Genomic DNA, 20836 nt, shown 5'->3' with positions numbered 1-20836 from the left:
ATCGTGAGCACCATCACCTGTCGCTGCTGTCGCCGCTAGGCGATCGTCTCCCCGACGATCCCAGGGCGCGATTCCTCCGCGCCGCCGACCGCAGCCCCCGTGCTCACGCCGCATCCGACGCGTCCGCGTCAGCTCCGCGGCATCCGGTTCTCGAGGCCCTTCCTCGAAGCGGATGCCACGCAGCCGACGTCGAAGGATGCCGGGGCCGCCACATCGTCGGCGCACCATCCCGGCACCTCGAAAGGACCAGCACAATGTCCGGCATCCCCGTCCTCGATCTCTCGCTGCTGAACGGCACCCCCGAGCAGCGGGCCGCGTTCCGCGACGACCTGCGGCGCGCGACCCACGAGGTCGGCTTCTTCTCGCTCATCGGCCACGGCGTCCCCGCTGAGCTCGTCGACCGGGCCTACGCCGCGGCGCGCGCGTTCTTCGCGCTGCCCGAGTCGCACAAGCTCGCGATCGAGAACGTGACGAGCCCGCACTTCCGCGGCTACACGCGCATGGGCGGCGAGCGCACGCTCGGCCGCGTCGACATCCGCGAGCAGATCGACATCGGCGCCGAGCGCCCCGCGGTGCCCGTCGGGCCGGACACCCCCGACTACTGGGTCCTGCAGGGCCCCAACCTCTGGCCCGAGGCGCTGCCCGAGCTGCGCAAGGTCGCCGAGGAGTGGATCGCCCGGCTCGACGAGGTCGGCACGCGCCTGCTCCGCGCGTGGGCCGAGGCGCTGGGCGCGCCATCCGACGCCTTCGACGCCGCGTTCGCGACCCCGTCGCCGTACCTGAAGATCGTGCGCTACCCCGGTGTCGACGCGGAGCAGCCGGCGCAGGGTGTCGGCGCGCACAAGGACCTCGGCGTGCTGACGCTGCTCTCGGTCGAGGGCGGCAAAGCCGGCCTGCAGGTCGAGAAGGACGGCGAGTGGATCGACGTCGTCGCCCCGTCGGGCGCGTTCATCGTGAACATCGGCGAGCTGCTCGAGATCGCCACGAACGGCTATCTCAAGGCGACCCTGCATCGCGTGGTGTCCCCTCCGCCGGGAACCGAGCGCATCTCGATCCCCTACTTCCACGGGCCCGCGCTCGACGCCACCATCCCGACCATCGACCTGCCACCGGCGCTCGCCGCCGAGGCGCCCGGCGTCACGCAGGACCCGGCGAACCCGCTGCACGCCGTCTTCGGCGAGAACTGGCTGAAGAGCCGGCTGCGCGCGCACCCGAACGTCGTCGAGGCCCAGCACCCGCGCCTGCTCGTCGGAGCCTGAGCCCGCCCGGTGTCGAAATCGGGTTACGCCGTTCGTCGTACGTGCGTAGCGTGACCGAGAGGAAGGAATCCGCCATGGAGTATGCGCTGTTCTACGCCGAGGGGCCCGACGCCCTGCCCTACGTGCCGGCCGACGACCACGTCGGCGAGTGGGTCGACGAGGTCGAGGCGCGCGGCGTCTCGGAGTACGGCGAGCGGCTGCGGCCCGAGCAGGATGCCACGACCGTCCGCGTGCGCGGCGGCGAGGTGCTCGTCGTCGACGGGCCGTTCACCGAGGCGAAGGAGGCGATCGGCGGCTTCGACGTCATCGAGGCGCGCGATCTCGACGAGGCGATCGAGATCGCATCGAAGCATCCGGTGGCCTCCTTCGGGCGGGTCGAGATCAGGCCGTTCGTGCAGTGGCCCGACGCGGAGCCGGGAGCGCGCGTCGTGCCGGCCGGGTTCGCCGAGCGTCCGGTGCGGGGCCGCCGTTACCTGCTGCAGGTCGTGGTGGACCCGACGGGCGAGCGCACCGCGGCCGACGGAAGCACCCCGACTGACGACGACCCGGAGGCGTGGGTACGCGAGATGGACGGCCGGGGCGTGCGCCTCTTCGGCGAGGTGCTGCGGCGACCCGCGGATGCCACGTTCGTGCGCCGCCGTCACGGCGAGGTGCTCGTGACCGATGGCGGGTTCGCGGAGGCGAAGGAGTGGGTCGCCGGGTTCGACCTCATCGAGGTGCGCGACCTCGCCGAGGCGATCGAGGTCGCGGCGACGCATCCGATGGCCCGCGGCGGCGCGATCGAACTGCGTCCGCTGTGGCCGTTCGACGTGCACGAGGACTCCGTCGCGCGCACCGAGCGCGAGGCGGCCGAACGCGACATCCGCCTCGAGCCCGCGGCCGCCGAGGCGCTGGCGGGAGCCGCCCTCTGAGGGGCGCACCGGATGGCGCGACGGCGCGGGCTGCGGGCGGCGCCGACCCGCTCGCACCCGCCGTCGCGGCGGCACTACGTGACGCGTACCGGTCGGACTGGGCGCGCATCGTCGCGACGCTGATCCGGGTCACCGGCGACTGGGATGTCTCCGAGGACGCGGCGGCCGCCGCCTTCGAGCGGGCGGCGCAGACGTGGCCGCGAGACGGAGTGCCCCGCAACCCCGGCGCGTGGCTCACGACCGCGGCCCGGAACCTCGCGCTCGACCGGCTCCGCCGCCGCGGCGTCGAGGCCGACAAGGTCAGGGAGTGGATGGCGATGGAGGAGGTCTCCGGCCGCACCGGCGGCCCGCCCGACCCGGCGGAGGTCGTCGCCGACGAATCGCCGGAGTGGGACGACCGGCTGCGGCTGATCTTCACGTGCGCGCATCCCGCCCTTCCGATGGAGTCGCGCGTGGCGCTGACGCTCCGCACCGTCGGCGGCTTGGAGACCGGCGAGATCGCGCGCGCGTTCCTCGTGCCGGAACCGACCATGGGCCAGCGCATCTCGCGTGCGAAGCGCAAGATCCGGCACGCGGCCATCCCCTATCGAGTGCCCACGCCCGCCCTCCTGCCCGAGCGGCTCGACGGCGTGCTCGCGGTGCTCTACCTCATCGCCAACGAGGGGTACCTCGCCTCGCACGGCGACGCGCTCCAGCGGCTCGACCTCGCCGCCGAGGCCATCCGCCTCACGCGGCTCGTGGTCGTCCTGATGCCCGACGCCGACGAGGCGCGGGCGCTGCTCGCGATGCTGCTCCTCCAGCACGCCCGCTCGACGGCCCGCGTCGACACGGCCGGCGACCTCGTGCCGCTGCCTGAGCAGGATCGCTCCCGCTGGGACGCGGCCGAGATCGCCGAGGGGCTCGCCCTCCTGGACAACCGCGCCGGCGACCCACCCGGTCCGTACCGCCTGCAGGCCGAGATCCAGGCCGAGCACGCCCGCGCCCGCACCTCCGACGAGACCGACTGGAGCGCCATCGGCGAACGCTACGACGCGCTCGCGATGCTCGCCGACTCCCCGTTCGTCGCCCTCAACCGCGCGATCGCCCGCGGCATGGCGTTCGGTCCCCGGCACGGCCTCGACGACCTCGCGCTGCTCGAGGCATCCGGCCGCCTCGCCGGGTACCACCTGCTCCCCGCCGCCCAGGCCGACCTGCTCCGCCGCCTGGGCGAGACGGATGCCGCGGCCGCCCGCTACCGCGAGGCGATCGCGCTCGCGCCGACCACCCCTGAGCGCCGCTTCCTCGAGCGCCGCCTCGCCGAGCTCGGACCCGCAGCACCCGACTAGCCGCGCGGCGCCGGACCGATGCCGCACGTCCATTCCGGCGGATATACGATCCGCCACTCCGGCAGCCGGGCCGAATCGGCCGCGCGCCGGATCGTATATCCGCCGGGCTGGACCGAAGCGGGGTCCACCGATCGGTGGAGGCGGAAATCGACCGGATCACGGCTGCCGCGGGACGGCGCGCGCAGGCAGGCTCGAAGCATGGACCACATGAATGAGGCGGAGGCGCCCGCCGTGCGGGTGCACGGGCTCCGCAAGGACTACGGCGGCACGGCCGCGGTCGACGGCATCGACCTCGACATCCGGCGCGGCGAGACGTTCGCGCTGCTCGGCCCGAACGGGGCGGGCAAGTCGACCACGATCGAGATCCTCGAGGGGTACCGGCTGCGGACCTCCGGCGAGGTGAGCGTGCTCGGCGAGGACCCGGCGCACGGCGGCCTCGACTGGAAGTCGCGACTCGGCATCGTGCTGCAGTCGGCGACCGAGCCGGGGCAGTACACCGTGCGCGAGCAGCTCGCGCACTTCGCGCGGTTCTATCCGAACCCGCGCGACGTCGACGAGGTGATCGCCGCCGTCGGTCTCGAGGCCAAGGCGCGCACGCGCATCTCGAAGCTCTCGGGCGGGCAGCGGCGGCGAGTGGATGTCGCCCTCGGCATCATCGGCCGGCCCGAACTGCTGTTCCTCGACGAGCCGACGACGGGCTTCGACCCCGAGGCCCGCCGCGAGTTCTGGAACCTGATCCGGGCGCTCAAGCAGGAGGGCACCACCATCCTGCTCACGACCCACTACCTCGACGAGGCCGCGCAGCTCGGCGACCGGGCCGGCGTGATCGTCGGCGGGCGGCTCGTCGACGTCGCCTCGATCGACGAGCTCGGCGGCGCCGAGGCACGCATCCCGATCGTGCGCTGGCGCGACCTCGACGGCACCCCGCGCGAGGCGCGGACCGAGCGGCCGGCCGAGCTCGTCGGCACTCTCGCACGCGAACTCGGCCGCGAGCCGGAGGGGCTCGAGGTCATCCGCCCGAGCCTGGAGGACATCTACCTGGGACTGGTGGGCGCGGCCGGAGTCGTCGCCCCCGATGAGGAGGAGGCGCTCGCATGAGCACCACGACGACCACCGCCGCGGCGAGCCCGCGGCGCGACATCCGCTCGACCGGCGACCGCACCGGGAGCACCGCCGCAACCCGCCCGGGCCGGCTCGCCGTCGGCGTCGCCCGCATCGGGCACGAGGTACGCGGGTACTTCCGCTCCCCCGACACCGTGTTCTTCACGTTCCTGTTCCCGCTGATCATGCTCGGCATCTTCACGGCCGCGTTCAGCGCGTCGGGCGAGATCCAGCCGGGTCCGGGCGCCGAGTCGATCTCGGTCGGCGCGTACTACCTGCCCGGCCTGCTCGCCGCCGGCATCCTGCTCTCGGGCGTGCAGAACCTCGCGATCGACATCGCGGGCGAGAAGTCGGATGGCACGCTCAAGCGCCTCGGCGGCACGCCGCTCTCGCCGGTGTCGTACTTCCTCGGCAAGATCGGGCAGGTCTTCGTGACCGGCACCGCCCAGGCGGCGCTGCTGCTGCTCGCCGCCGGCACGCTGTTCGGCATCGAGCTGCCGACCGAGCCCGAGGCGTGGATCACGTTCGCATGGGTGTTCGTGCTCGGCATCACCACGTCAGCGCTGCTCGGCATCGCCCTGTCGTCGGTGCCGCGCTCGGGCAAGTCGGCGAGCGCCGTGGTCGTGCCGATCATGCTGGTGCTGCAGTTCATCTCCGGCGTGTACCTGCAGTTCAACCAGCTGCCCGAGTGGATGCAGAACATCGCGAGCATCTTCCCGCTGAAGTGGATGGCGCAGGGCATGCGCGCCGCGTTCCTGCCAGAGGACTTCGCGGTGCTCGAGCAGAACGAGGCCTGGGACCTCGGCTGGGTCGCGATCGCGCTGCTCGCGTGGCTGGTCGTCGGACTCGTGGTCAGCCGGCTCACGTTCCGGTGGATCCGGCGCGACGCGTGAACGCCGCGGGTCCGGGCCCTGTGGGAGCCTGAGTCCATGCAGAACGTGAGGTGGTGGGATGCCGCGGCGGTGGGGGTCGCGATCGTCATCGTCGCGGTCAGCCTGATCGAGCCGCCGTTCGGCGCCGACGACGCGGGCGTGTGGGCGGTCACGGGGGCCTTCCTCCTCATCCACCTCATCTGGGGCCGCAGGTGCGTGCCGGTCGCGACGACCCGCACGCACCTCGCGGTCTCACTCGCGTACGCGGTGCTCCTCGCGATCGGCACGACGATCGAGCCGTCGTTCGCGATCCTGCAGGCGTTCCTGTACCCGTTCGTCTGGTCGACCTCGCCGTCGACCCGGAGCGCGATCGTCGCGAACCTCCTCATCGCGGTCGCGATCGTCATCGGCTATGCCGTGCGGTCCTGGCCCGCCGGCCTCGCCGCCGGCGCCGCCGTGGCCGCACTGTCCGTGGGCTTCAGCATCGCGCTCGGGCTCTGGATCACGCGGATCGCCCAGTTCGGCGAGGAACGCGCGCGCCTGCTCGAGGAGCTGCAGGCCGCGCAGGGCCAGCTCGCCGCCATGCACCGGGATGCCGGCGTGGCCGAGGAGCGCGGCCGGCTCGCCCGCGAGATCCACGACACGATCGCGCAGAGCCTGACGGGGCTCGTGATGGTGGCCCAGCGCACCGAACGCCGGCTCGCCACCGTCGAGGGCGAGGCCGCGGCATCCGCTCGGGGCGATGTCGAGCTCATGGAGCAGATGGCCCGCGAGGCCCTCACCGAGGCGCGCGGACTCGTCGCCTCGCTCGCACCCGTCGATCCGTCGGCCGGACTCGGCGAGGCGTTGCGGCGACTCGCGGCCGGGTTCGAACGCGAGACCGGAGTGCGGGTGTCGGTCGAGACGGACGCTACCGGGCTCGACCGCGAACTCGAGGTCGTGCTGCTGCGCTGCGTGCAGGAGGCCCTCGCGAACGTGCGCAAGCACGCGCGGGCGAGCCGCGCGTCGATCACCGTGACCGGCGTCGACGCGGCGGTCGTGCTCGAGGTGCGCGACGACGGCGTCGGACCGGGCGCGGCCGTGCCCGGCGAGGGCGGCTTCGGGCTGGCGGGCATGCGGGACCGCGTCGCGCTCGTCGGTGGCCGGGTCGAGTTCGGCGCGGGCGACGGCGGTGGCACCGTGCTGCGCGTGGTCGTGCCCCGACCGGATGCCGCGGCCGAGGCGGAGGCTCCGGCCAATGCGGCCGGCACGGAGACGACCGAAGCGGCCGAGTCATGAGCGATCGCAGCGATCCCATCCGCGTCGTCGTCGCCGACGACCATCCGATCGTGCGCGCCGGCATCGTCGGGCTGCTCGAGTCCGAGCCCGGCATCGAGGTCGTCGGCGAGGCGGTCGACGGCGCCGAGGCCGTGGCGCTGGCCGCCGAGCTGCGCCCCGACCTCGTGCTCATGGACCTGCGCATGCCCGTGCTCGACGGCGCGGCCGCGACCGAGCAGATCGTCGCCGCAGCCGGCACCGGCGGCACGCGCGTTCTCGTGCTCACGACCTACGAGACCGACGACCACATCCTCGCGGCGATCGAGGCCGGCGCGAGCGGCTACCTGCTGAAGGCCGCGCCGCAGGAGGAGATCCTGGCGGGCATCCGCTCGGTCGCGGCCGGCGAGACCGTGCTCGCCCCGTCGATCGCGGCCAAACTCGTGTCGCGCGTGCGCGCCGCCGCGACCTCGGCCGCCGCGCCGGCACCGCCGTCGCTGTCGCCGCGCGAGCTCGAGGTGCTGCGGCTCGTCGCCGACGGCCGCTCGAACCCCGAGATCGCGCGCACCCTCCACATCGGCGAGGCGACCGTGAAGACGCACCTCATCCACGTGTTCGAGAAGCTCGAGGTGAACGATCGCACGCGTGCGGTCACGCGCGCGATGGAGCTCGGCCTGCTCTGATCGCGGGAGGCACCCCGTACGCTGGGCGGGTGGGGCTGGTGACGGGGGTGCGGGTCGCGGCCCGCCGCGCGCGCCTGCTCCCAGACTGGGTAAGGCGAGCGGATGCCGCTGCGACGCGCCGCATCAACGGCTGGCACTCGCATCCGCATGTCGACCGGTTCTGGTCGCGGCTCACCGGCTTCGCCGACAAGGGCGTGCTCTGGTTCACGACGGCGGGTGTGCTCGCCGTCGTCGGCCGTCGACGGGCGGCGGTCCGCGGCATCCTGTCGCTCATCGCCGCGAGCGCACTCACCAACCTCATCGCGAAGCGCGTGTTCGGCGGCGACCGCCCGGCCCTCGAAGACGTGCCCATCGGGCGACGGCTGGCCGTGCAGCCGTCCAGCCGCACCTTCCCGTCGGGGCACTCGGCGAGCGCCGCCGCGTTCACGGCGGGCGTCGCACTCGAGGCCCCGGGGGTCGGGGCGGCGCTCGCGCCGGTCGCGCTCGGCGTCGCGTACTCGCGACTGCACACCGGCGTGCACTGGCTCTCCGACGTGGTCGGCGGGCTCGCGATCGGCGTCGGCGTCGCGGCGGCCGGCGCGGCGATCGTGCGACCGCGACCCGGTCCGCCCCCGCCTCCGGTGCCGCCGGGAATGGATCGCGAGCTGCCGGCCGCCCCCGACGGCGAGGGCGTGTTCATCGTCGTGAACCGGTCTGCCGGCACCAGCGTGGTGCGCGCCGACCCGATCGACGTGCTCGCCGAGCGGCTTCCGAAGGCGGAGCTGCGCGTGCTCGATCCAGGCGACGACCCCGGCGAGGCCGTCCGGGCGGCGCTCGGGCGTCCGACGCCCCCGCGCATCGTGGGCGTCTGCGGCGGTGACGGGTCGGTCGCGTGCGTCGCCGACGACGCGCGCCGGGCGGGCGTGCCGTTGCTCGTCGTGCCGGCGGGCACCTTCAACCACTTCGCGCGGACGGCGGGCCTGGCATCCGTCGACGCCGCCATCGATGCCGTGCAGCGCGGCGAGGGCGTGCGGGTGGATGTCGGCGAGCTCACCTTCGGCGCGCACGAGCCGATCACCGTCACGAACGTCGCGTCGGTCGGCGTCTACCCCGACTTCGTCGCCGAACGCGAGGTGCTGCAGCGGCGGCTGCGCAACAAGTGGGTGTCGGCGATCATCGCGGCCGCACGCGTGCTGCGCCGTTCCGAGCCGGTGACCGTCGTCGTCGACGGGCGCCGCGCCGAGGTGTGGACGCTGTTCGTCGGGGTCGGCCGGAACGACCGCGACGTGCCCGCCCCGCTGCGACGCCACACCCTCGACGACGGGCTCCTCGACGTGCGCGCCCTGCACGTCGGGTCGCGCACGGGTGCCATCGCGTCGCTGGCCTTCGGGCGCCGCACCTCCGCGGTGCTGCGCGCACTCCGGCTGATCCCCGAGCGGGTGGAGTCGTTCACCGCGACCGAGCTCACCGTCGACGTGCGGCCGCGCCACGGGCAGCCACCGGGGTTCGCGCACGACGGCGAGGTCGCGCTCGACGAGCCGGCCGCGGCATCCGCCCACCTGTCGGCCCCGGGCTACCGCACCACGATCCGCGTCGTGCCGGGCGCGCTCGACGTCTACCGGCCCGCGGTGCGGACCGCGGCCGCCCCGCGCTGATCCCCTTCCCTCCCGCGCGGGGAGCGCGGGCGAGGTGCGGGATCGAGGCCGTCTAGAGCTCGACGCCGATCAGCATCGGCTCGGGGTGCAGCACGATGCCGAACTCGGCCTGCACGCGGCCCTGCACGAAGCGGGCGAGCTGCGCGACCTCTTCCGCCGACGCGCCGCCGCGGTTGGTGAGCGCGAGTGTGTGCTTCGTGGAGATCGCGGCGCGCGAGCCGGGCAGGGCGAAGCCGCGGTGCACGCCCGACTGCTCGATGAGCCACGCGGCCGAGAGCTTCACGAGCGGCGGCGTCGCCGCGCCGTCCGTCGCCTGCTCCTCGACCCGCTCGAGCTCGGCCTGGTGCGCGAGGAACGCGTCGAGCGGCGACTCGGCGGTGAGCTCGGCGAGCGGGGTGACCTCGTCGGGCTCCTCGGGCTCGACGTACCAGCGGGGCGCGTCGCCGGGCAGCGTGCGGGCCACGCGCTCGGGCACGATCGGGTTGGTGAAGAACGAGCCCGCGCTCACCGAGTCGGCGTCGTCGGGATCGAGCACCATGCCCTTGCCCGACCGCAGCGCGAGCACGGCCTCGCGCACGCGCGTGAGGGGAACGCGATCGCCGAGCTGCACCCCGAGGGCGCTCGCGAGCTGCGCGTAGGCGACGGGCGTGCCCAGCGCCTCGCCGAGCACCTCGCGCTCGGCGGTCGTGTCGTGCAGCGCGAGCTCGACCGAGACGACCACGCCACGCAGGCCCTGCTTCAACGCCGAGGTGCGGTAGCCGAGCTCCAGCTCGTCGGCCGACACCACCCGCGGCTGGTCCTCGCCCTCCCCCAGGAACTCGATGCCGACGAGCGCGCTCGAGAGCTCCTGCCCGTAGGCGCCGATGTTCTGGACGGGCGACGCGCCGACCGAGCCCGGGATGCCCGACAGCGCCTCGAGGCCCGCGTACCCGTGCTCGACGGCGTAGGCCACGAGCTCGTCCCAGTTCTCGCCGGCCTGCACGCGCAGGTGGACCGTGCCCTCCTCGTCGCCGGGGAGCACGTCGATGCCGCGCGTGGCGATCCGGATCACGGTGCCCGGGAAGCCCCCGTCGCCGACGAGCAGGTTCGACCCGCCGCCGAGCACCATCCACGGCTCGCCCGACGCCTCGGCGTCGCGCACCACGTCGACGAGCTCGGTGGGCGTGGTCGCGGTGACGAGGCGCCCGATGGGCCCGCCGACGCGCAGCGTGGTGAGGTCGGCGAAGCGGATGTCGCGTTCCTCGCGAAGCGCGGACGAATCGGTGCCGCTCATGTCAGGCGAGCACCACGCGCACCTGCGCCTTGCCGAGCACCGTGCGACCGTCGAAGGTCACGGTGAGGTCGACGCGCGCGATGCGCGCCTCGGCGTCGAGCTCGCCGACCTTCGCCGAGACCGACACGTCGGCGCCCGCCTCGGGGTCGACGACGACCGGACGCGTGAAGCGCACCTGATAGTCGCGGACGCGGGCCGGGTCGCCCGCCCAGTCCACGACCGGCTGCACGGCGAGCCCCATGGTGAGCATGCCGTGCGCGATGACGCCTGGCAGGCCCACGCCGCTGGCGACGTCGTCGCGGTAGTGGATCGCGTTGAAGTCGCCGGAGGCCCCCGCGTACCGCACGAGCGAGTCGCGAGTGAGGTGCACGTCGCGCTCGGCGACGACATCGCCGACCGACAGGGTCTCGAAGCCGGGTGCGGGCATCAGTCGTCTCCTCGAACCACGAGCACGGAGGTCGCCGTGACGACGTGCTCCCCCGCGGCATCCGTCATCACCGATTCGGCCGTCACGGTGGAGTGGCCGCCGATCGACTTCACGCTCGTGACCGTCAGCGTCGCCGTCAGCTCGTCGCCCGCGACGATGGGGCGCGACGAGGTGAAGCGCTGGTCGCCGTGCACGACGCGCGAGAAGTCGATGCCCGCGTCGGGCTCGGCGAGCAGCTGCGCGAGCGTGTGCTCCTGCACGACCACGGCGAACGTGGGCGGCGCGACGACGTCGGCGTGTCCGGCGGCGCGCGCGGCCTCGACGTCGAAGTTGATCGGGTTGGTCGCGAACACGGCGCGCGCGAACTCGCGCACCTTCTCGCGGCCGACGAGGTACGGCGCGGTGGGCGGGAACTCGCGCCCCTGCAGCTCGGGGTTCACTGGCACCGTGACAGTCTACGCAGGCGCACTGCGGCGAGCGGATGTCGCATCCGCTCGCCCGCACAGGCCGGGCTCAGCGCTTGCCGCCCCCGAGCAGGCCGCCCAGCAGGTCGCCGAGACCGCCGAGCATGCCGCCGCCCGCCGCACCGCCGCCGCCCGCCGCGCCGCCCGCCGCGCTCCCGCCGCCGGTCGCCCCGCCGCCGAGCAGTCCGCCGAGGATGTCACCGATGCCGCCGCCGGCCGGGGCGTCATCCTGTGCCGACTCCGCGCCCTTGCCTCGCTTGGCGAACTGGCTCGCGAGGAAGCTCAGCACGATGGGCGCGAGGATGGGCAGCAGCTTCTGGATGAGCCCCTGCCCGCCGCTCCCGGTCGAGCCGAGCTTCTGCACGACCTGGTCGGTGTGGTCGCCGAAGACGTTGTGGACGATCTTGTCGCCGTCATCCTCGTCGACCTCGTCGAGGTTGACGCCGCCCTCGTAGAGCCGCGGCGAGTGGTGCTGCACCGCGCGTTCGAGCGAGGCCGCTCCCGCGGCATCCTGCGCGTTGGCGCCCATGCCGCCGAGCAGCGCCGGCAGGGCCTCGTCGACGGCCGACCGCGCGGTGGCCTCGTCGACGCCGAGCCTCGCGGCCAGGTCGGAGATCGGGATGTTGGCGATGATGTCGTCGTACGCGGCCATTCGGCTCCCCCTTCGCGCCCGCCGTCGGACGCCCACGCTCACGCTACCGGGCGGGCGCAGCGACGGTCGAGGGTCAGTCGTCCTCGCGCAGGCGCGCGAGCCGGAGGCGCAGCGCGTCGAGCAGCAGCTCGAGGCCCTCCTCGAACGCGCGGTCGGAGCGGGCGTCGCCGCGCTCGGCGTTCGCGAGCAGGCGGCCGAGCGTGACGGTCGGCCCCTGCGGACGCCAGATCTCGTCGGGCGAGGCGAGGTCGAGGCCGAACCCGAGCGCGAAGGAGTCGAGGATGGCGACGACGACGAGCACCTCGTCGTCGGGGAAGCCCGCGCCGAGCAGCGCGGTGGCGAGGTTGTCGTAGCTCGCGATCACGAGCGGGTCGGTGATCGTCTTGCCGACGATGAGCGGCACCGCATTGGGGTGCTCGGCGTAGAGGCGGCGCTGGCCGCGCAGGGTCTCCGTGACGACGTGATCCCACGTGCCGTTCGGCGGCTCGGGCAGGTAGCGCTCGGCGAGCCGGCCGCGGATCAGCTCGACGATCTCGTCGCGACCGCGCACGTGGTTGTACAGCGACGACGGCGTGACGCCGAGCTTGCGGGCGAGGGCATTGACGCCGAACGACTCGCCCGAGTCGACGAGCTCGAGCGCGGCATCCGCGATGCGGTCGGTCGACAGCAGCGGCACCTTCGGCCTGGGCATCCGCACCTCCTCGTCCGGGCCAGCCTAGGGCGCGGATCGCGAGGAATCCGAGATTCCCTCTTCCCCCGAGCGGCTTCGGTGTGAATAATAAACGAACACCATTCATTTAGCGGATGCCGCACCCGGCGCGCCGCACCCCACTCCCCGCACAGCGTCGTGCACCTCCCCGTCAGGAGTCTCCCGTGACCGCAACCTCTCGCTCCTCCCGGGTGCCGCTCCGGTTCCCCGGAGCCGTCGCCACCTTCGGCGTCGGCATCGCCGGCTACCTCGGCGTCAACCTCTCGCCGTACATGATCGCCGCGTTGCAGACCGCGCTCGGCGCCGACGTGCTCACGGCCAGCTGGATCGTCACCGCGGCGCTCCTCGCGACCGCCGTCACCGGCCTCGCCGTCGCCCGGCTCTGCGCCGGCCCGCGCCGGCTGGCCGTCGCGCGCATCGGCCTCGTCGCGGCGACCGTCGGCTTCGGCGTGGCCGCCCTCGTACCCGCCCCGGCCGCCGTGGTCGCCGGCCTCATCGCCGGCGGCATCGGCGCCGGCGGCGCGGCGTCGTCGGGTGCCGCGCTCGCCGCGTTCCTCAACCCCGAACGCGTCGCCGGATGGAACGGCCTCGCGAACCGCGCGGTGATCACCGTGATCCTCGCGATCGTGCCGCTCATCGGCCTCGCCCCAGTGAGCATGTTCGGTGTGCTCGCCGGCTTCTCGGCCGCGATGCTGCTCACCACGGCCTGGCTGCCCGCGGCGCCCATCGTCGAGGTCGCGCCGCACGTCGCGTCGGCGCCATCCGCCTCACCGGCATCGCGCCGCGTCACGATCGCCGGCATCGCGCTGCTCGTCTGCTTCGCGCTGTGGGCCGTCAGCGAGGACTCGCTCTGGGCCATGGCCGGCGTCATGGGCGCCGAGCAGGCCGCGCTCACGCCCGAGGGGCTCGGCATCGCGCTGAGCGGCGCGACCGCTGGCGGCATCCTCGGTGCCATCCTGATCACCGTCGTGGGCGACCGGTTCGGGCGGGCGCTGCCGCTGGCCATCCTCCTCGGCGCGGGCGGCATCCTGAAGATCGTCGAGTCGACCGTCACCGACCCCACGGCGTTCGTGGCCGTCTTCATCGCGTGGAACACCATCTACGCCGTCGCGTTCCTCTACTTCGTCTCGACTGCGGCGGCGCTCGACGCCGACGGCCGTTGGTCGGGTCCCCTGCTCGCGGTCTACCTCGTCGGCTCGTCGCTCACGCCCGTGATCGGCGCGGCGCTCGTCGAGGCGTTCGGGTTCGCCGGGTTCGGCGTGGTGCTCGGCGTCGCGAGCTTCGCGCTCATCACCCCGGTCGTGCTCGTCGCGCGGTTCTCGCGCGAGGTGCAGGCGGCCGAGGCGGCGGAGGTCGCGACGCACGACGCGCGCGCCGACTCCGGTCTCACCGAGGGGGTTCGCGCATGACCCGCATCGCCTACGTGAACGGCCGGGTCTTCACGGCCGCCGACGACCGGGAGTGGGCGGAGGCGGTGGCCGTCGACGGCGACACCATCACCGCGGTCGGCAGCACCTCCGACGCGCTCGCGGCGGCGGGCCCCGGCGCCGAGGTCGTCGACCTCGCGGGCCGGCTCGTCGTGCCCGGATTCGTCGACGCCCACACGCACCTCGTCATGATGGGCGAGGCGCTCGGCCGGGTGGGCCTCACCGACGCCCGCTCGCTCGACGAGATCCAGTCGCGTCTGCGCGCCGCGCGTGCCGCCGACCCGGGCGCAGCGCGCGTGCTCGGTCGCGGCTGGCTCTTCGACTCGGTCCCGGATGGCGCGCCCACCGCCGCGATGCTCGACGCCGCCGTCTCCGACGTACCGGTCTACCTCGACGCGAACGACTACCACTCGTGCTGGGTCAACTCGGCGGCGCTCGCCGAGCTCGGCATCACGCGCGACACTGCCGATCCGATCGGCGGGCGCATCGGGCGAGACGCGCTCGGCGAGCCGAACGGCATGCTGTACGAGACGGCCGCGCAGCAGCACGTCTGGGAGCATCTCGCCGCGCAGGCGTCCGACGCCGATCGCGACGCGGCGGTCGAGCGCACGATCGCCGCGTACCTCGCGACCGGCGTCACGGGCGTCGTCGACATGGCGTTCGACGAGCTCGGCCTCGCCGCGTTCCGCCGGGCGGCCGCCCGGCGCGGCGGCCGCCTGCCGATCCGGGTCGTGGCGCACTGGTTCGTCGGCAACACGGGCGACGAGGGCGAGAACCTCTCCCAGGTGGCGCGCGCGGTCGAGCTCGCGCGCGATGTCGACTCGCCCTGGCTGCGCGTGGCGGGCGTGAAGCTCGTGCTCGACGGCGTGATCGACGCGTGCACCGCCGCGATGCGGCATCCGTACGCCGACGGGTCGAACGCCGACCCGATCTGGCCGCTCGACGCGTTGAAGCCCGTGGTCGCGGCGGCGGATGGCGCGGGGCTGCAGGTCGCGATGCACGCGATCGGCGACGCGGCCAGCGGGATCGCGCTCGATGCACTCGAGCACGCGATCGCGGTGAACGGCGAACGCGACCGGCGGCACCGCATCGAGCACCTCGAGTACGTCGAACGGGCGGATGTCGCGCGGCTCGCGCGGCTCGGGGTCGTCGCGTCGATGCAGCCCGTGCACGCCGACCCGGCGATCTGGGCGAACTGGGCGGCGATGCTCGGCGACGAGCGCGCCGACCGCGGGTTCCCGTGGACCGAGGTCACCGACGCCGGCGGCACGCTGGCGTTCTCGACCGACGCGCCGACCGCGCCGCACGAGGCGCTGCCGAACCTCTACGTCGCGGCGACGCGTCGGTCGGCGCTCGACGGGTCGTTCCCGGCGAACCATCCGGAGTACGCGGTGCCGCTCGCCGACGCGGTGCGGCACGCCACGCGCGACGCCGCCTACTCGTGCCGCGAGGAGCACGTGCGCGGGCGGCTCGCGCCCGGGTTCGCCGCGGACTTCGCGGTGATCGACCGCGACCCGTTCGCGCTCGGCGAGGCGGCGCTGCTCCAGGCGCACGTCGTGCGGACCGTCGTCGCGGGCCGCACCGAGTACACCGCGGCCGACGCCGCCGACGCGGCCGCCGCCTGAGCGCACCCTCACCACTGCACCGAGACGTCGCGGATGGCGAGCTCGACTCGCCATCCGCCACGTCTCGATTCCCGGGGATGGGGAAGAAACGTGATATTCACGCTTGACTTATATAAGTCGGGGGTGAAAGATAACCTCATGCACGCGCTCGACATCCTCGGCGATCCGGTCCGGCGCCGGATCGTGGAACTGCTCGCCGACGGCGAGCGGGCCGCGGGCGAGGTCGGGCGCGTGGTGCAGGGCGAGTTCGGCATCAGCCAGCCGGCCGTGTCGCAGCACCTGCGCGTGCTGCGCGAGGCGGGGTTCGCGACCGTGCGGGCCGACGGCACCCGGCGCCTGTACGCGCTCGACCCCGAGCCCATCCACGAGGCCGCCGAGTGGTTCACGCCGTTCGAGCGGTTCTGGCGACCGCGCCTCGACGCGCTCGGCACCGAACTCGCGAGGTCGGCGCGCGCACGCCGGCTCGCGACATCCGCTTCACCGACGAAGGAGCACTGACATGGACATCGACGCACAGATCGACGCGGTCGACCGCGCCCTCACCAGCGGCGAGCGCGACGGCGCGGCCACGCACGTGCAGACGATCGGGCAGACCTACCGCTCGCCGATCGACGACGTGTGGGATGCGCTCACGTCGGCCGAGCGCATCCCGCGCTGGTTCCTGCCGATCAGCGGCGACCTCCGCCTGGGCGGGCGGTACGCCATCGAGGGCAACGCGAGCGGCACCATCGAGTCGTGCGACGCGCCGAACTCGTTCGGCGTGACGTGGGAGTACGGCGGAGGCATCACCTGGCTCACGGTCCGCCTCGACCGGGTCGACGAGGAGCACACGCGGGTCGAGCTCGAGCACGTCGCCCGCGCCGACGGCCTCCCGCCCGAGATGTGGGAGCAGTTCGGCCCGGGAGCGACCGGGGTCGGCTGGGATTCGACGCTCCTCGGCCTCGCCCAGCACCTCACGACCGGCGAGGTGCGGCCCGACAACTCCGCCGAGTGGCTGCAGAGCGAGGAGGGCGTGCGGTTCATGCGCCTGAGCGCCGACCGCTGGGCCGACGCGCACATCGCGAGCGGGGCGGATGCCGCGACCGCACGGGCCGCCGCCGACACGACGTTCGCGGCGTACACGGGCGCCGAGTCGGCGCCGGCGTCCGACGACTGACGCCGGGCGCGCCATCCGGAGAAGCTGAACCGCCCCGCCGGGTGTCGCCGGCGGGGCGGTTCGCGTTCGCGTGCCGGCCGGTGCGGGTGGAGCGCCCGGGGCCGGACGCGGTCTCAGTCGGCCGCGGCGCGCGAAAGCGTCTCACCGCGGAAGAACGCGGGACGCTTGACCGCCTGCCAGATCATGATCGCGACGCCCGTGAGCAGCACGAGCATGCCGAGGATGAACACCAGGCCGATGCCGAACAGGTTCGAGCCGCTGCCGTAGTCGGGGTCCATGCTGTCGACGAGCGTGGTGACGAACAGGACCGACAGGATGACCCCGCCCACGAGCGGGAACAGGAGCGTGAAGAAGAACTCCCGCACCGAGCGGAACCACGTCCTGCGGAAGAACCACACGGCCGCGAACGCGGTGATGCCGTAGTAGAAGCAGATCATCATGCCCAGCGCCGTGATGGTGTCCCAGAGCACGTTCTCGCTGACGAAGCGCATGACCGCGTAGAAGGCGGATGCCACGACCGCCGACACGATCGTCGCGTACCCGGGCGTGAAGAACCGCGGGCTCACGCGCGCGAACTTCGGCGGCAGGGCGCCGTAGTGGCCCATCGCGAGGAGCGTGCGAGCGGGCGACACGAACGTCGACTGCAGGCTCGACGCGCTCGAGGTGAGCACCGCGAGCGAGACGAGCGCGGCGAGCGGCCCGAGGACCGGTCCGGCGAGCGCGAAGAACACGTTGTCCTGGATGTCGGGGTTGCCGAGGCCGAACTCGCCGTCGCCGACGCCCGCGAAGGAGATGAGCGACACCGAGATGAGCAGGTAGAGCACCACGATGATGATCACCGACAGCGTCGCCGCTCGGCCGGGGGTCTTCTCGGCGCCCTTGGTCTCCTCGTTCATGGTGAGCGCGACGTCCCAGCCCCAGAAGATGAAGATCGACAAGGACAGGCCCGCCGCGAGCGCGCTGAAGTCGCTCACCGCGAACGGGTTGAACCAGCTGAGCTCGATCGGCGTCGCGTCGAACGCGTTGCCGTTGGCGACCTCGACCAGGGCGGCGACCGAGAACAGCACGAGAACCAGGACCTGGAAGCCGACCAGCCAGTACTGCAGCTTCTGCGTGGTCTGCAGGTCGCGGTACGAGATCCAGGTCGCGCCGAGCATGAACAGCAGGCACACGACGACGTTCACGAACGGGTTCGCGGCGATCTCGGCGATCTCCGGGTTGCCGGCGATCTGCGAGATGAGCAGGAAGAGGAAGTCGACCGCGATGCCGGCGAGGTTCGAGAGCACGAGGATCGTCGCGGCGACGAGGCCCCAGCCGGCCATCCAGCCGATCCAGGGGCCGAAGGCGCGCGTGGCCCACGTGAACGACGTGCCCGAGTCGGGCATGCGCTTGTTGAGCTCGCGGTACCCGAACGCGACCAGGAGCATCGGGATGAAGCCGAGCAGGATGATCGCCGGCACCTGCGTGCCGACCTCCGACACCGTCGGTCCGAGCGCGGCCGTGAGCGTGTAGGCGGGCGCGATGCAGGAGATCGCGATGACGACGGCGCCGATGAGGCCGACCGATCCGGCCGAGAGCCCCTTGCGCGTGATGCCGCCCTGCGGCGCGTCGATCGCGCGGGTCGCCTCGGTGAAGGGCGCGCCCGGCGTGGTCTGGTGTTCGTGCGTCATTGCATCGTCTTTCCGTGGGTGGTGCGCGGCACCACGATCATCGGCACCGGGAGCTCGCGCAGCACCTTGGCTGCTGTGGAGCCGAGGAACAGGCGGCGAGGTGCCGCGAGGCGGCTCGAGCCGACGAGCACCAGCTCGCCGTCGTGCCAGTCGAGGGCGCGGACGGCGTCCTCGATGGTCGACCCGCTGGCGATCTCGACGGTCGCGTCGATCCCCGCGGGAAGCGTGCGGTGCGCCTCCTGCAGCACCTGCTCGGCGTGCGCCGAGCTCGTCAGCTCGGCGAGATGCGCGTCGAGGCCGGCGGGCAGGTCGATCGGCACGAGCGAGAGCAGCCGCAGCGGCGCGTGCGTCGCCCGGGCCAGCGAGGTGGCCGCCTCGAGCTGCTCCTCGGCACCGGGCCGCGTGCCCACGCAGGCCGTGATGCGGGTGACGCCCTGCGCCGCGGGGATCTCGCGGGCGCCCGCAGGGGCGAGGGCGACCGGCACGTCGGAGGAGTGCAGCAGCTCGTTGGCGACCGACCCGACCCGCGCGTGCGCGCGTCGCCCGCCGCCGGCCGCGCCGACCACGATGAGGTTCGCCTCGAACTCGTGGGCGGCATTGATGAGACCCTCGGCGAACGACTCGGCGTATCGGATGTGCAGCTTCGACGCGACATCCTCGCCCAGGTGTGTCGACGCCTCGGCGAGCCACTCGCGCGACTGCTCGCGCAGGTAGCGGAGGTAGCCCTGGTCGACGGGCACCCGAGCGTTGTGCGCCTCGGACGGCAGCACCATCACGACCTCGAGCACGCCCTCGGCGGCACCCGCGACGCGGTTGGCGAACGCGAGCGCGTCGGCGCCGGACTCGTTCGCCGTGTAGCCGACGACGATCTTCAGGTCGCTCATCGGGCGCCCACCGCGGCCGGTGCGTCCTCCAGGATCCCGGCGGCGACGAGCCGGCCCATCCGGATGGCACCGTCGACGTGCTGGTAGCCCTTGCCGGCCATGTCGGAGCACGCGAAGCGGATCGGCCCGACGGGCGTGCGCAGGTCGGCGCCGTAGCGCGCGAGGCCGCCCATGTCGAAGCTGGCCGCGTAGGCGCCGCGCGTCCACTCCTCCGAACCCCAGTCGCTCTCGTAGTAGACGACCGGGTGCTTGGCCTGCTCGCCGTAGTAGTGCGACAGGGACTCGAGGATCGCGGCCTTCCGCTCCTCGGCGGAGAGCTGGAACACGCCGTCGGCGGCCTCGTCGGCGACGAACGCGACGAGCGTGCCGCGCGAGTCGCCGTGGTTGGTGTTGTCGTACGCCTCGTGCACGAGCTCCCACGGGCTGAACGCGGTGCCCGAGAGGCCCTGCTCGCGCCAGAACGGGGTCTCGTAGACCGCGTGCACCTTGATGACGAAGCCCATCGAGAGGTGCTGGTGCAGCTGGTGCTGGCGGCGCGGCAGCGGCGGCTCGAACGAGATGCGGCTGTAGAGCACGGGCGGCACAGCGAGGATCGCCTCGCGCGCGTGCACCTCGAGCTCGTCGCTGACGGCGACGACCGTGGAGGCGCCGGCTGCGGCATCCGTCGACCACCGGAGGGTGCGGACGGGCTGGTTCAGGCGCACGCGGTCGCCGAGTCGCTCGGCGAGCTTCAGCGGCACGAGCTGCAGTCCACCGACGACGCGGCGGTCGAGGATGAAGTCGGCGTCGACGAGGTTCGAGAACGAGCCGGCCGATGCCGCCATGAGCAGCGCCTGCAGGGCCGAGAACGCGTGGGCCGGCTTGGTCAGCATCGCCCCGGCGATGAACATGCCGACGTTCTCGCGCGCCTCCTCGTCGTCGGTCTGCGTCTCGAGCCAGCGCGCGAACGAGATCTCGTCGAGGTCCTTCGCCTGCGGGTGCGCCCATGGCTGCTCGGGGTCGATCTCGGCGACGAGCGCGTCGAGCTTCTCGATGAGCGTGACGATCTCCTGCTCGGTCGCCGGCGGCACCGGGAAGATGTCGCCCTCGAACTTCTTGAGCTCGCCGCCGGGGCCGATGTAGACGTTGACGCCCTCGCGGTAGCGGGGGTACGTCTCGAGGCCGAGCTCGTCGAGCGTCTCGATGAGCGCGTCCTGGTCGGGCGAGACCCACTGGCCGCCGATCTCGAGCATCGCGCCGTCGACGTCGCCCGTCCAGAGGCGGCCGCCGACGCGATCGCGCGCCTCGAGCACGACGACGTCGCGCCCGGCCTTGACGAGCTCGGTCGCCGCGGTGAGACCCGCGGCGCCGGCGCCGACGATCACGACGTCGGTGTCGATCCGTTGCATGGTGTGGCTTCCTTCTGTGTGCGGGGTCTGTTGCTCTTCTCAGGCGTTATCCGGCGTGTCGCCGCGACCCGCGGCGTGTCGTCCTGAGAAACGGCCCGAACCGGCCTGGGGCGCCTGAGAAG

General features: G+C 73.2%; 20 protein-coding genes. 12 read left to right on the top strand and 8 right to left on the bottom strand.

Annotated elements, in window-relative coordinates:
• The first annotated feature begins 254 nt into the window (after positions 1 to 254).
• The 8 genes from ACZ4TW_RS07955 (at position 255) to ACZ4TW_RS07920 (ending at position 9039) form a co-directional block, all read left to right on the top strand.
• Entirely contained in the window at positions 255 to 1259 is a 1005-nt protein-coding gene (locus ACZ4TW_RS07955; protein ID WP_465541805.1) for an isopenicillin N synthase family dioxygenase, read from the top strand.
• Positions 1260 to 1309: 50 nt separating this feature from the next.
• On the top strand, positions 1310 to 2170 hold the full coding sequence (locus ACZ4TW_RS07950; protein ID WP_465541803.1) for a YciI family protein: 861 nt from the start codon (positions 1310 to 1312) through the stop codon (positions 2168 to 2170).
• A complete protein-coding gene (locus ACZ4TW_RS07945; RefSeq protein WP_465541872.1) occupies positions 2167 to 3495 on the top strand; it encodes an RNA polymerase sigma factor in 1329 nt (442 codons plus the stop codon). Before ACZ4TW_RS07950 ends, ACZ4TW_RS07945 begins: the two co-directional genes overlap by 4 nt.
• A 198-nt stretch (positions 3496 to 3693) precedes the next feature.
• Positions 3694 to 4593, top strand: a complete 900-nt coding sequence (locus tag ACZ4TW_RS07940; RefSeq protein WP_465541801.1) for an ABC transporter ATP-binding protein — start codon at positions 3694 to 3696, stop codon at positions 4591 to 4593.
• Positions 4590 to 5489 (top strand): ABC transporter permease, encoded by a 900-nt coding sequence (locus tag ACZ4TW_RS07935; protein WP_465541800.1) that lies wholly within the window; start codon positions 4590 to 4592, stop codon positions 5487 to 5489. The genes ACZ4TW_RS07940 and ACZ4TW_RS07935 overlap by 4 nt, the downstream gene beginning before the upstream one ends.
• Before the next feature lie 36 nt (positions 5490 to 5525).
• Positions 5526 to 6746: a sensor histidine kinase gene (locus ACZ4TW_RS07930; protein WP_465541798.1), complete on the top strand. Its 1221-nt coding sequence runs from the start codon at positions 5526 to 5528 to the stop codon at positions 6744 to 6746.
• A complete protein-coding gene (locus ACZ4TW_RS07925; protein ID WP_465541796.1) occupies positions 6743 to 7405 on the top strand; it encodes a response regulator in 663 nt (220 codons plus the stop codon). The genes ACZ4TW_RS07930 and ACZ4TW_RS07925 overlap by 4 nt, the downstream gene beginning before the upstream one ends.
• Before the next feature lie 29 nt (positions 7406 to 7434).
• Positions 7435 to 9039 (top strand): phosphatase PAP2 family protein, encoded by a 1605-nt coding sequence (locus tag ACZ4TW_RS07920; RefSeq protein WP_465541794.1) that lies wholly within the window; start codon positions 7435 to 7437, stop codon positions 9037 to 9039.
• Positions 9040 to 9091: 52 nt separating this feature from the next.
• On the opposite strand, the gene ACZ4TW_RS07915 is transcribed toward ACZ4TW_RS07920, so the two are convergent.
• From ACZ4TW_RS07915 to ACZ4TW_RS07895, 5 genes are all read right to left on the bottom strand, one after another.
• Positions 9092 to 10312, bottom strand: a complete 1221-nt coding sequence (locus ACZ4TW_RS07915) for a UDP-N-acetylmuramate dehydrogenase (protein ID WP_465541792.1) — start codon at positions 10310 to 10312, stop codon at positions 9092 to 9094.
• A 1-nt stretch (position 10313) separates the two neighbouring features.
• Positions 10314 to 10739 carry a MaoC family dehydratase gene (locus tag ACZ4TW_RS07910; protein ID WP_465541790.1) on the bottom strand — a complete coding sequence of 142 codons (426 nt, stop codon included), beginning with the start codon at positions 10737 to 10739 and terminating at the stop codon, positions 10314 to 10316.
• Positions 10739 to 11185, bottom strand: a complete 447-nt coding sequence (locus tag ACZ4TW_RS07905; RefSeq protein WP_465541788.1) for an FAS1-like dehydratase domain-containing protein — start codon at positions 11183 to 11185, stop codon at positions 10739 to 10741. Before ACZ4TW_RS07905 ends, ACZ4TW_RS07910 begins: the two co-directional genes overlap by 1 nt.
• Before the next feature lie 67 nt (positions 11186 to 11252).
• The gene (locus tag ACZ4TW_RS07900; RefSeq protein ID WP_465541787.1) at positions 11253 to 11855 is read right to left on the bottom strand and encodes a DUF937 domain-containing protein; all 603 of its coding nucleotides are present in this window, start codon (positions 11853 to 11855) and stop codon (positions 11253 to 11255) included.
• 73 nt (positions 11856 to 11928) lie between these two features.
• Positions 11929 to 12546 carry a TetR/AcrR family transcriptional regulator gene (locus tag ACZ4TW_RS07895; RefSeq protein ID WP_465541785.1) on the bottom strand — a complete coding sequence of 206 codons (618 nt, stop codon included), beginning with the start codon at positions 12544 to 12546 and terminating at the stop codon, positions 11929 to 11931.
• A gap of 182 nt (positions 12547 to 12728) precedes the next feature.
• Here ACZ4TW_RS07895 and ACZ4TW_RS07890 point away from each other — a divergent pair, with 182 nt between their 5' ends.
• From ACZ4TW_RS07890 to ACZ4TW_RS07875, 4 genes are all read left to right on the top strand, one after another.
• Complete coding sequence (locus ACZ4TW_RS07890; RefSeq protein WP_465541783.1) at positions 12729 to 13973, top strand: MFS transporter; 1245 nt, start codon at positions 12729 to 12731, stop codon at positions 13971 to 13973.
• Positions 13970 to 15616 (top strand): amidohydrolase, encoded by a 1647-nt coding sequence (locus tag ACZ4TW_RS07885; protein ID WP_465541781.1) that lies wholly within the window; start codon positions 13970 to 13972, stop codon positions 15614 to 15616. The genes ACZ4TW_RS07890 and ACZ4TW_RS07885 overlap by 4 nt, the downstream gene beginning before the upstream one ends.
• A 138-nt stretch (positions 15617 to 15754) precedes the next feature.
• The gene (locus ACZ4TW_RS07880; RefSeq protein ID WP_465541870.1) at positions 15755 to 16114 is read left to right on the top strand and encodes an ArsR/SmtB family transcription factor; all 360 of its coding nucleotides are present in this window, start codon (positions 15755 to 15757) and stop codon (positions 16112 to 16114) included.
• A 1-nt stretch (position 16115) separates the two neighbouring features.
• Positions 16116 to 16772 (top strand): SRPBCC family protein, encoded by a 657-nt coding sequence (locus tag ACZ4TW_RS07875; protein ID WP_465541780.1) that lies wholly within the window; start codon positions 16116 to 16118, stop codon positions 16770 to 16772.
• Between the two features lie 113 nt (positions 16773 to 16885).
• Here ACZ4TW_RS07875 and ACZ4TW_RS07870 read toward each other — a convergent pair whose 3' ends face one another.
• Genes ACZ4TW_RS07870 through ACZ4TW_RS07860 form a run of 3 tightly spaced genes read right to left on the bottom strand, consistent with a single transcriptional unit; the run spans position 16886 to position 20714 of the window.
• Positions 16886 to 18442, bottom strand: coding sequence for an APC family permease (locus tag ACZ4TW_RS07870; RefSeq protein ID WP_465541778.1), 1557 nt, complete (start codon positions 18440 to 18442; stop codon positions 16886 to 16888).
• Complete coding sequence (locus tag ACZ4TW_RS07865; protein WP_465541776.1) at positions 18439 to 19326, bottom strand: universal stress protein; 888 nt, start codon at positions 19324 to 19326, stop codon at positions 18439 to 18441. Before ACZ4TW_RS07865 ends, ACZ4TW_RS07870 begins: the two co-directional genes overlap by 4 nt.
• The gene (locus tag ACZ4TW_RS07860) at positions 19323 to 20714 is read right to left on the bottom strand and encodes a flavin monoamine oxidase family protein (RefSeq protein WP_465541774.1); all 1392 of its coding nucleotides are present in this window, start codon (positions 20712 to 20714) and stop codon (positions 19323 to 19325) included. Before ACZ4TW_RS07860 ends, ACZ4TW_RS07865 begins: the two co-directional genes overlap by 4 nt.
• Positions 20715 to 20836 lie beyond the last annotated feature (122 nt).

Source organism: Agromyces sp. NPDC029043 (genome assembly GCF_055564615.1).
This window is presented reverse-complemented; position numbering and strand designations above follow the sequence as displayed.

What these genes read in the sequence shown, in the direction of transcription:
- ACZ4TW_RS07955 (WP_465541805.1), top strand. Translation starts at nt 255, where the DNA reads ATGTCCGGCATCCCCGTCCTCGATCTCTCGCTGCTGAACGGCACCCCC.
- ACZ4TW_RS07940 (WP_465541801.1), top strand. Translation starts at nt 3,694, where the DNA reads ATGGACCACATGAATGAGGCGGAGGCGCCCGCCGTGCGGGTGCACGGG.
- ACZ4TW_RS07935 (WP_465541800.1), top strand. Translation starts at nt 4,590, where the DNA reads ATGAGCACCACGACGACCACCGCCGCGGCGAGCCCGCGGCGCGACATC.
- ACZ4TW_RS07930 (WP_465541798.1), top strand. Translation starts at nt 5,526, where the DNA reads ATGCAGAACGTGAGGTGGTGGGATGCCGCGGCGGTGGGGGTCGCGATC.
- ACZ4TW_RS07925 (WP_465541796.1), top strand. Translation starts at nt 6,743, where the DNA reads ATGAGCGATCGCAGCGATCCCATCCGCGTCGTCGTCGCCGACGACCAT.
- ACZ4TW_RS07915 (WP_465541792.1), bottom strand. Translation starts at nt 10,312, where the DNA reads ATGAGCGGCACCGATTCGTCCGCGCTTCGCGAGGAACGCGACATCCGC.
- ACZ4TW_RS07910 (WP_465541790.1), bottom strand. Translation starts at nt 10,739, where the DNA reads ATGCCCGCACCCGGCTTCGAGACCCTGTCGGTCGGCGATGTCGTCGCC.
- ACZ4TW_RS07900 (WP_465541787.1), bottom strand. Translation starts at nt 11,855, where the DNA reads ATGGCCGCGTACGACGACATCATCGCCAACATCCCGATCTCCGACCTG.
- ACZ4TW_RS07895 (WP_465541785.1), bottom strand. Translation starts at nt 12,546, where the DNA reads ATGCCCAGGCCGAAGGTGCCGCTGCTGTCGACCGACCGCATCGCGGAT.
- ACZ4TW_RS07885 (WP_465541781.1), top strand. Translation starts at nt 13,970, where the DNA reads ATGACCCGCATCGCCTACGTGAACGGCCGGGTCTTCACGGCCGCCGAC.
- ACZ4TW_RS07880 (WP_465541870.1), top strand. Translation starts at nt 15,755, where the DNA reads ATGCACGCGCTCGACATCCTCGGCGATCCGGTCCGGCGCCGGATCGTG.
- ACZ4TW_RS07875 (WP_465541780.1), top strand. Translation starts at nt 16,116, where the DNA reads ATGGACATCGACGCACAGATCGACGCGGTCGACCGCGCCCTCACCAGC.
- ACZ4TW_RS07870 (WP_465541778.1), bottom strand. Translation starts at nt 18,442, where the DNA reads ATGACGCACGAACACCAGACCACGCCGGGCGCGCCCTTCACCGAGGCG.
- ACZ4TW_RS07865 (WP_465541776.1), bottom strand. Translation starts at nt 19,326, where the DNA reads ATGAGCGACCTGAAGATCGTCGTCGGCTACACGGCGAACGAGTCCGGC.
- ACZ4TW_RS07860 (WP_465541774.1), bottom strand. Translation starts at nt 20,714, where the DNA reads ATGCAACGGATCGACACCGACGTCGTGATCGTCGGCGCCGGCGCCGCG.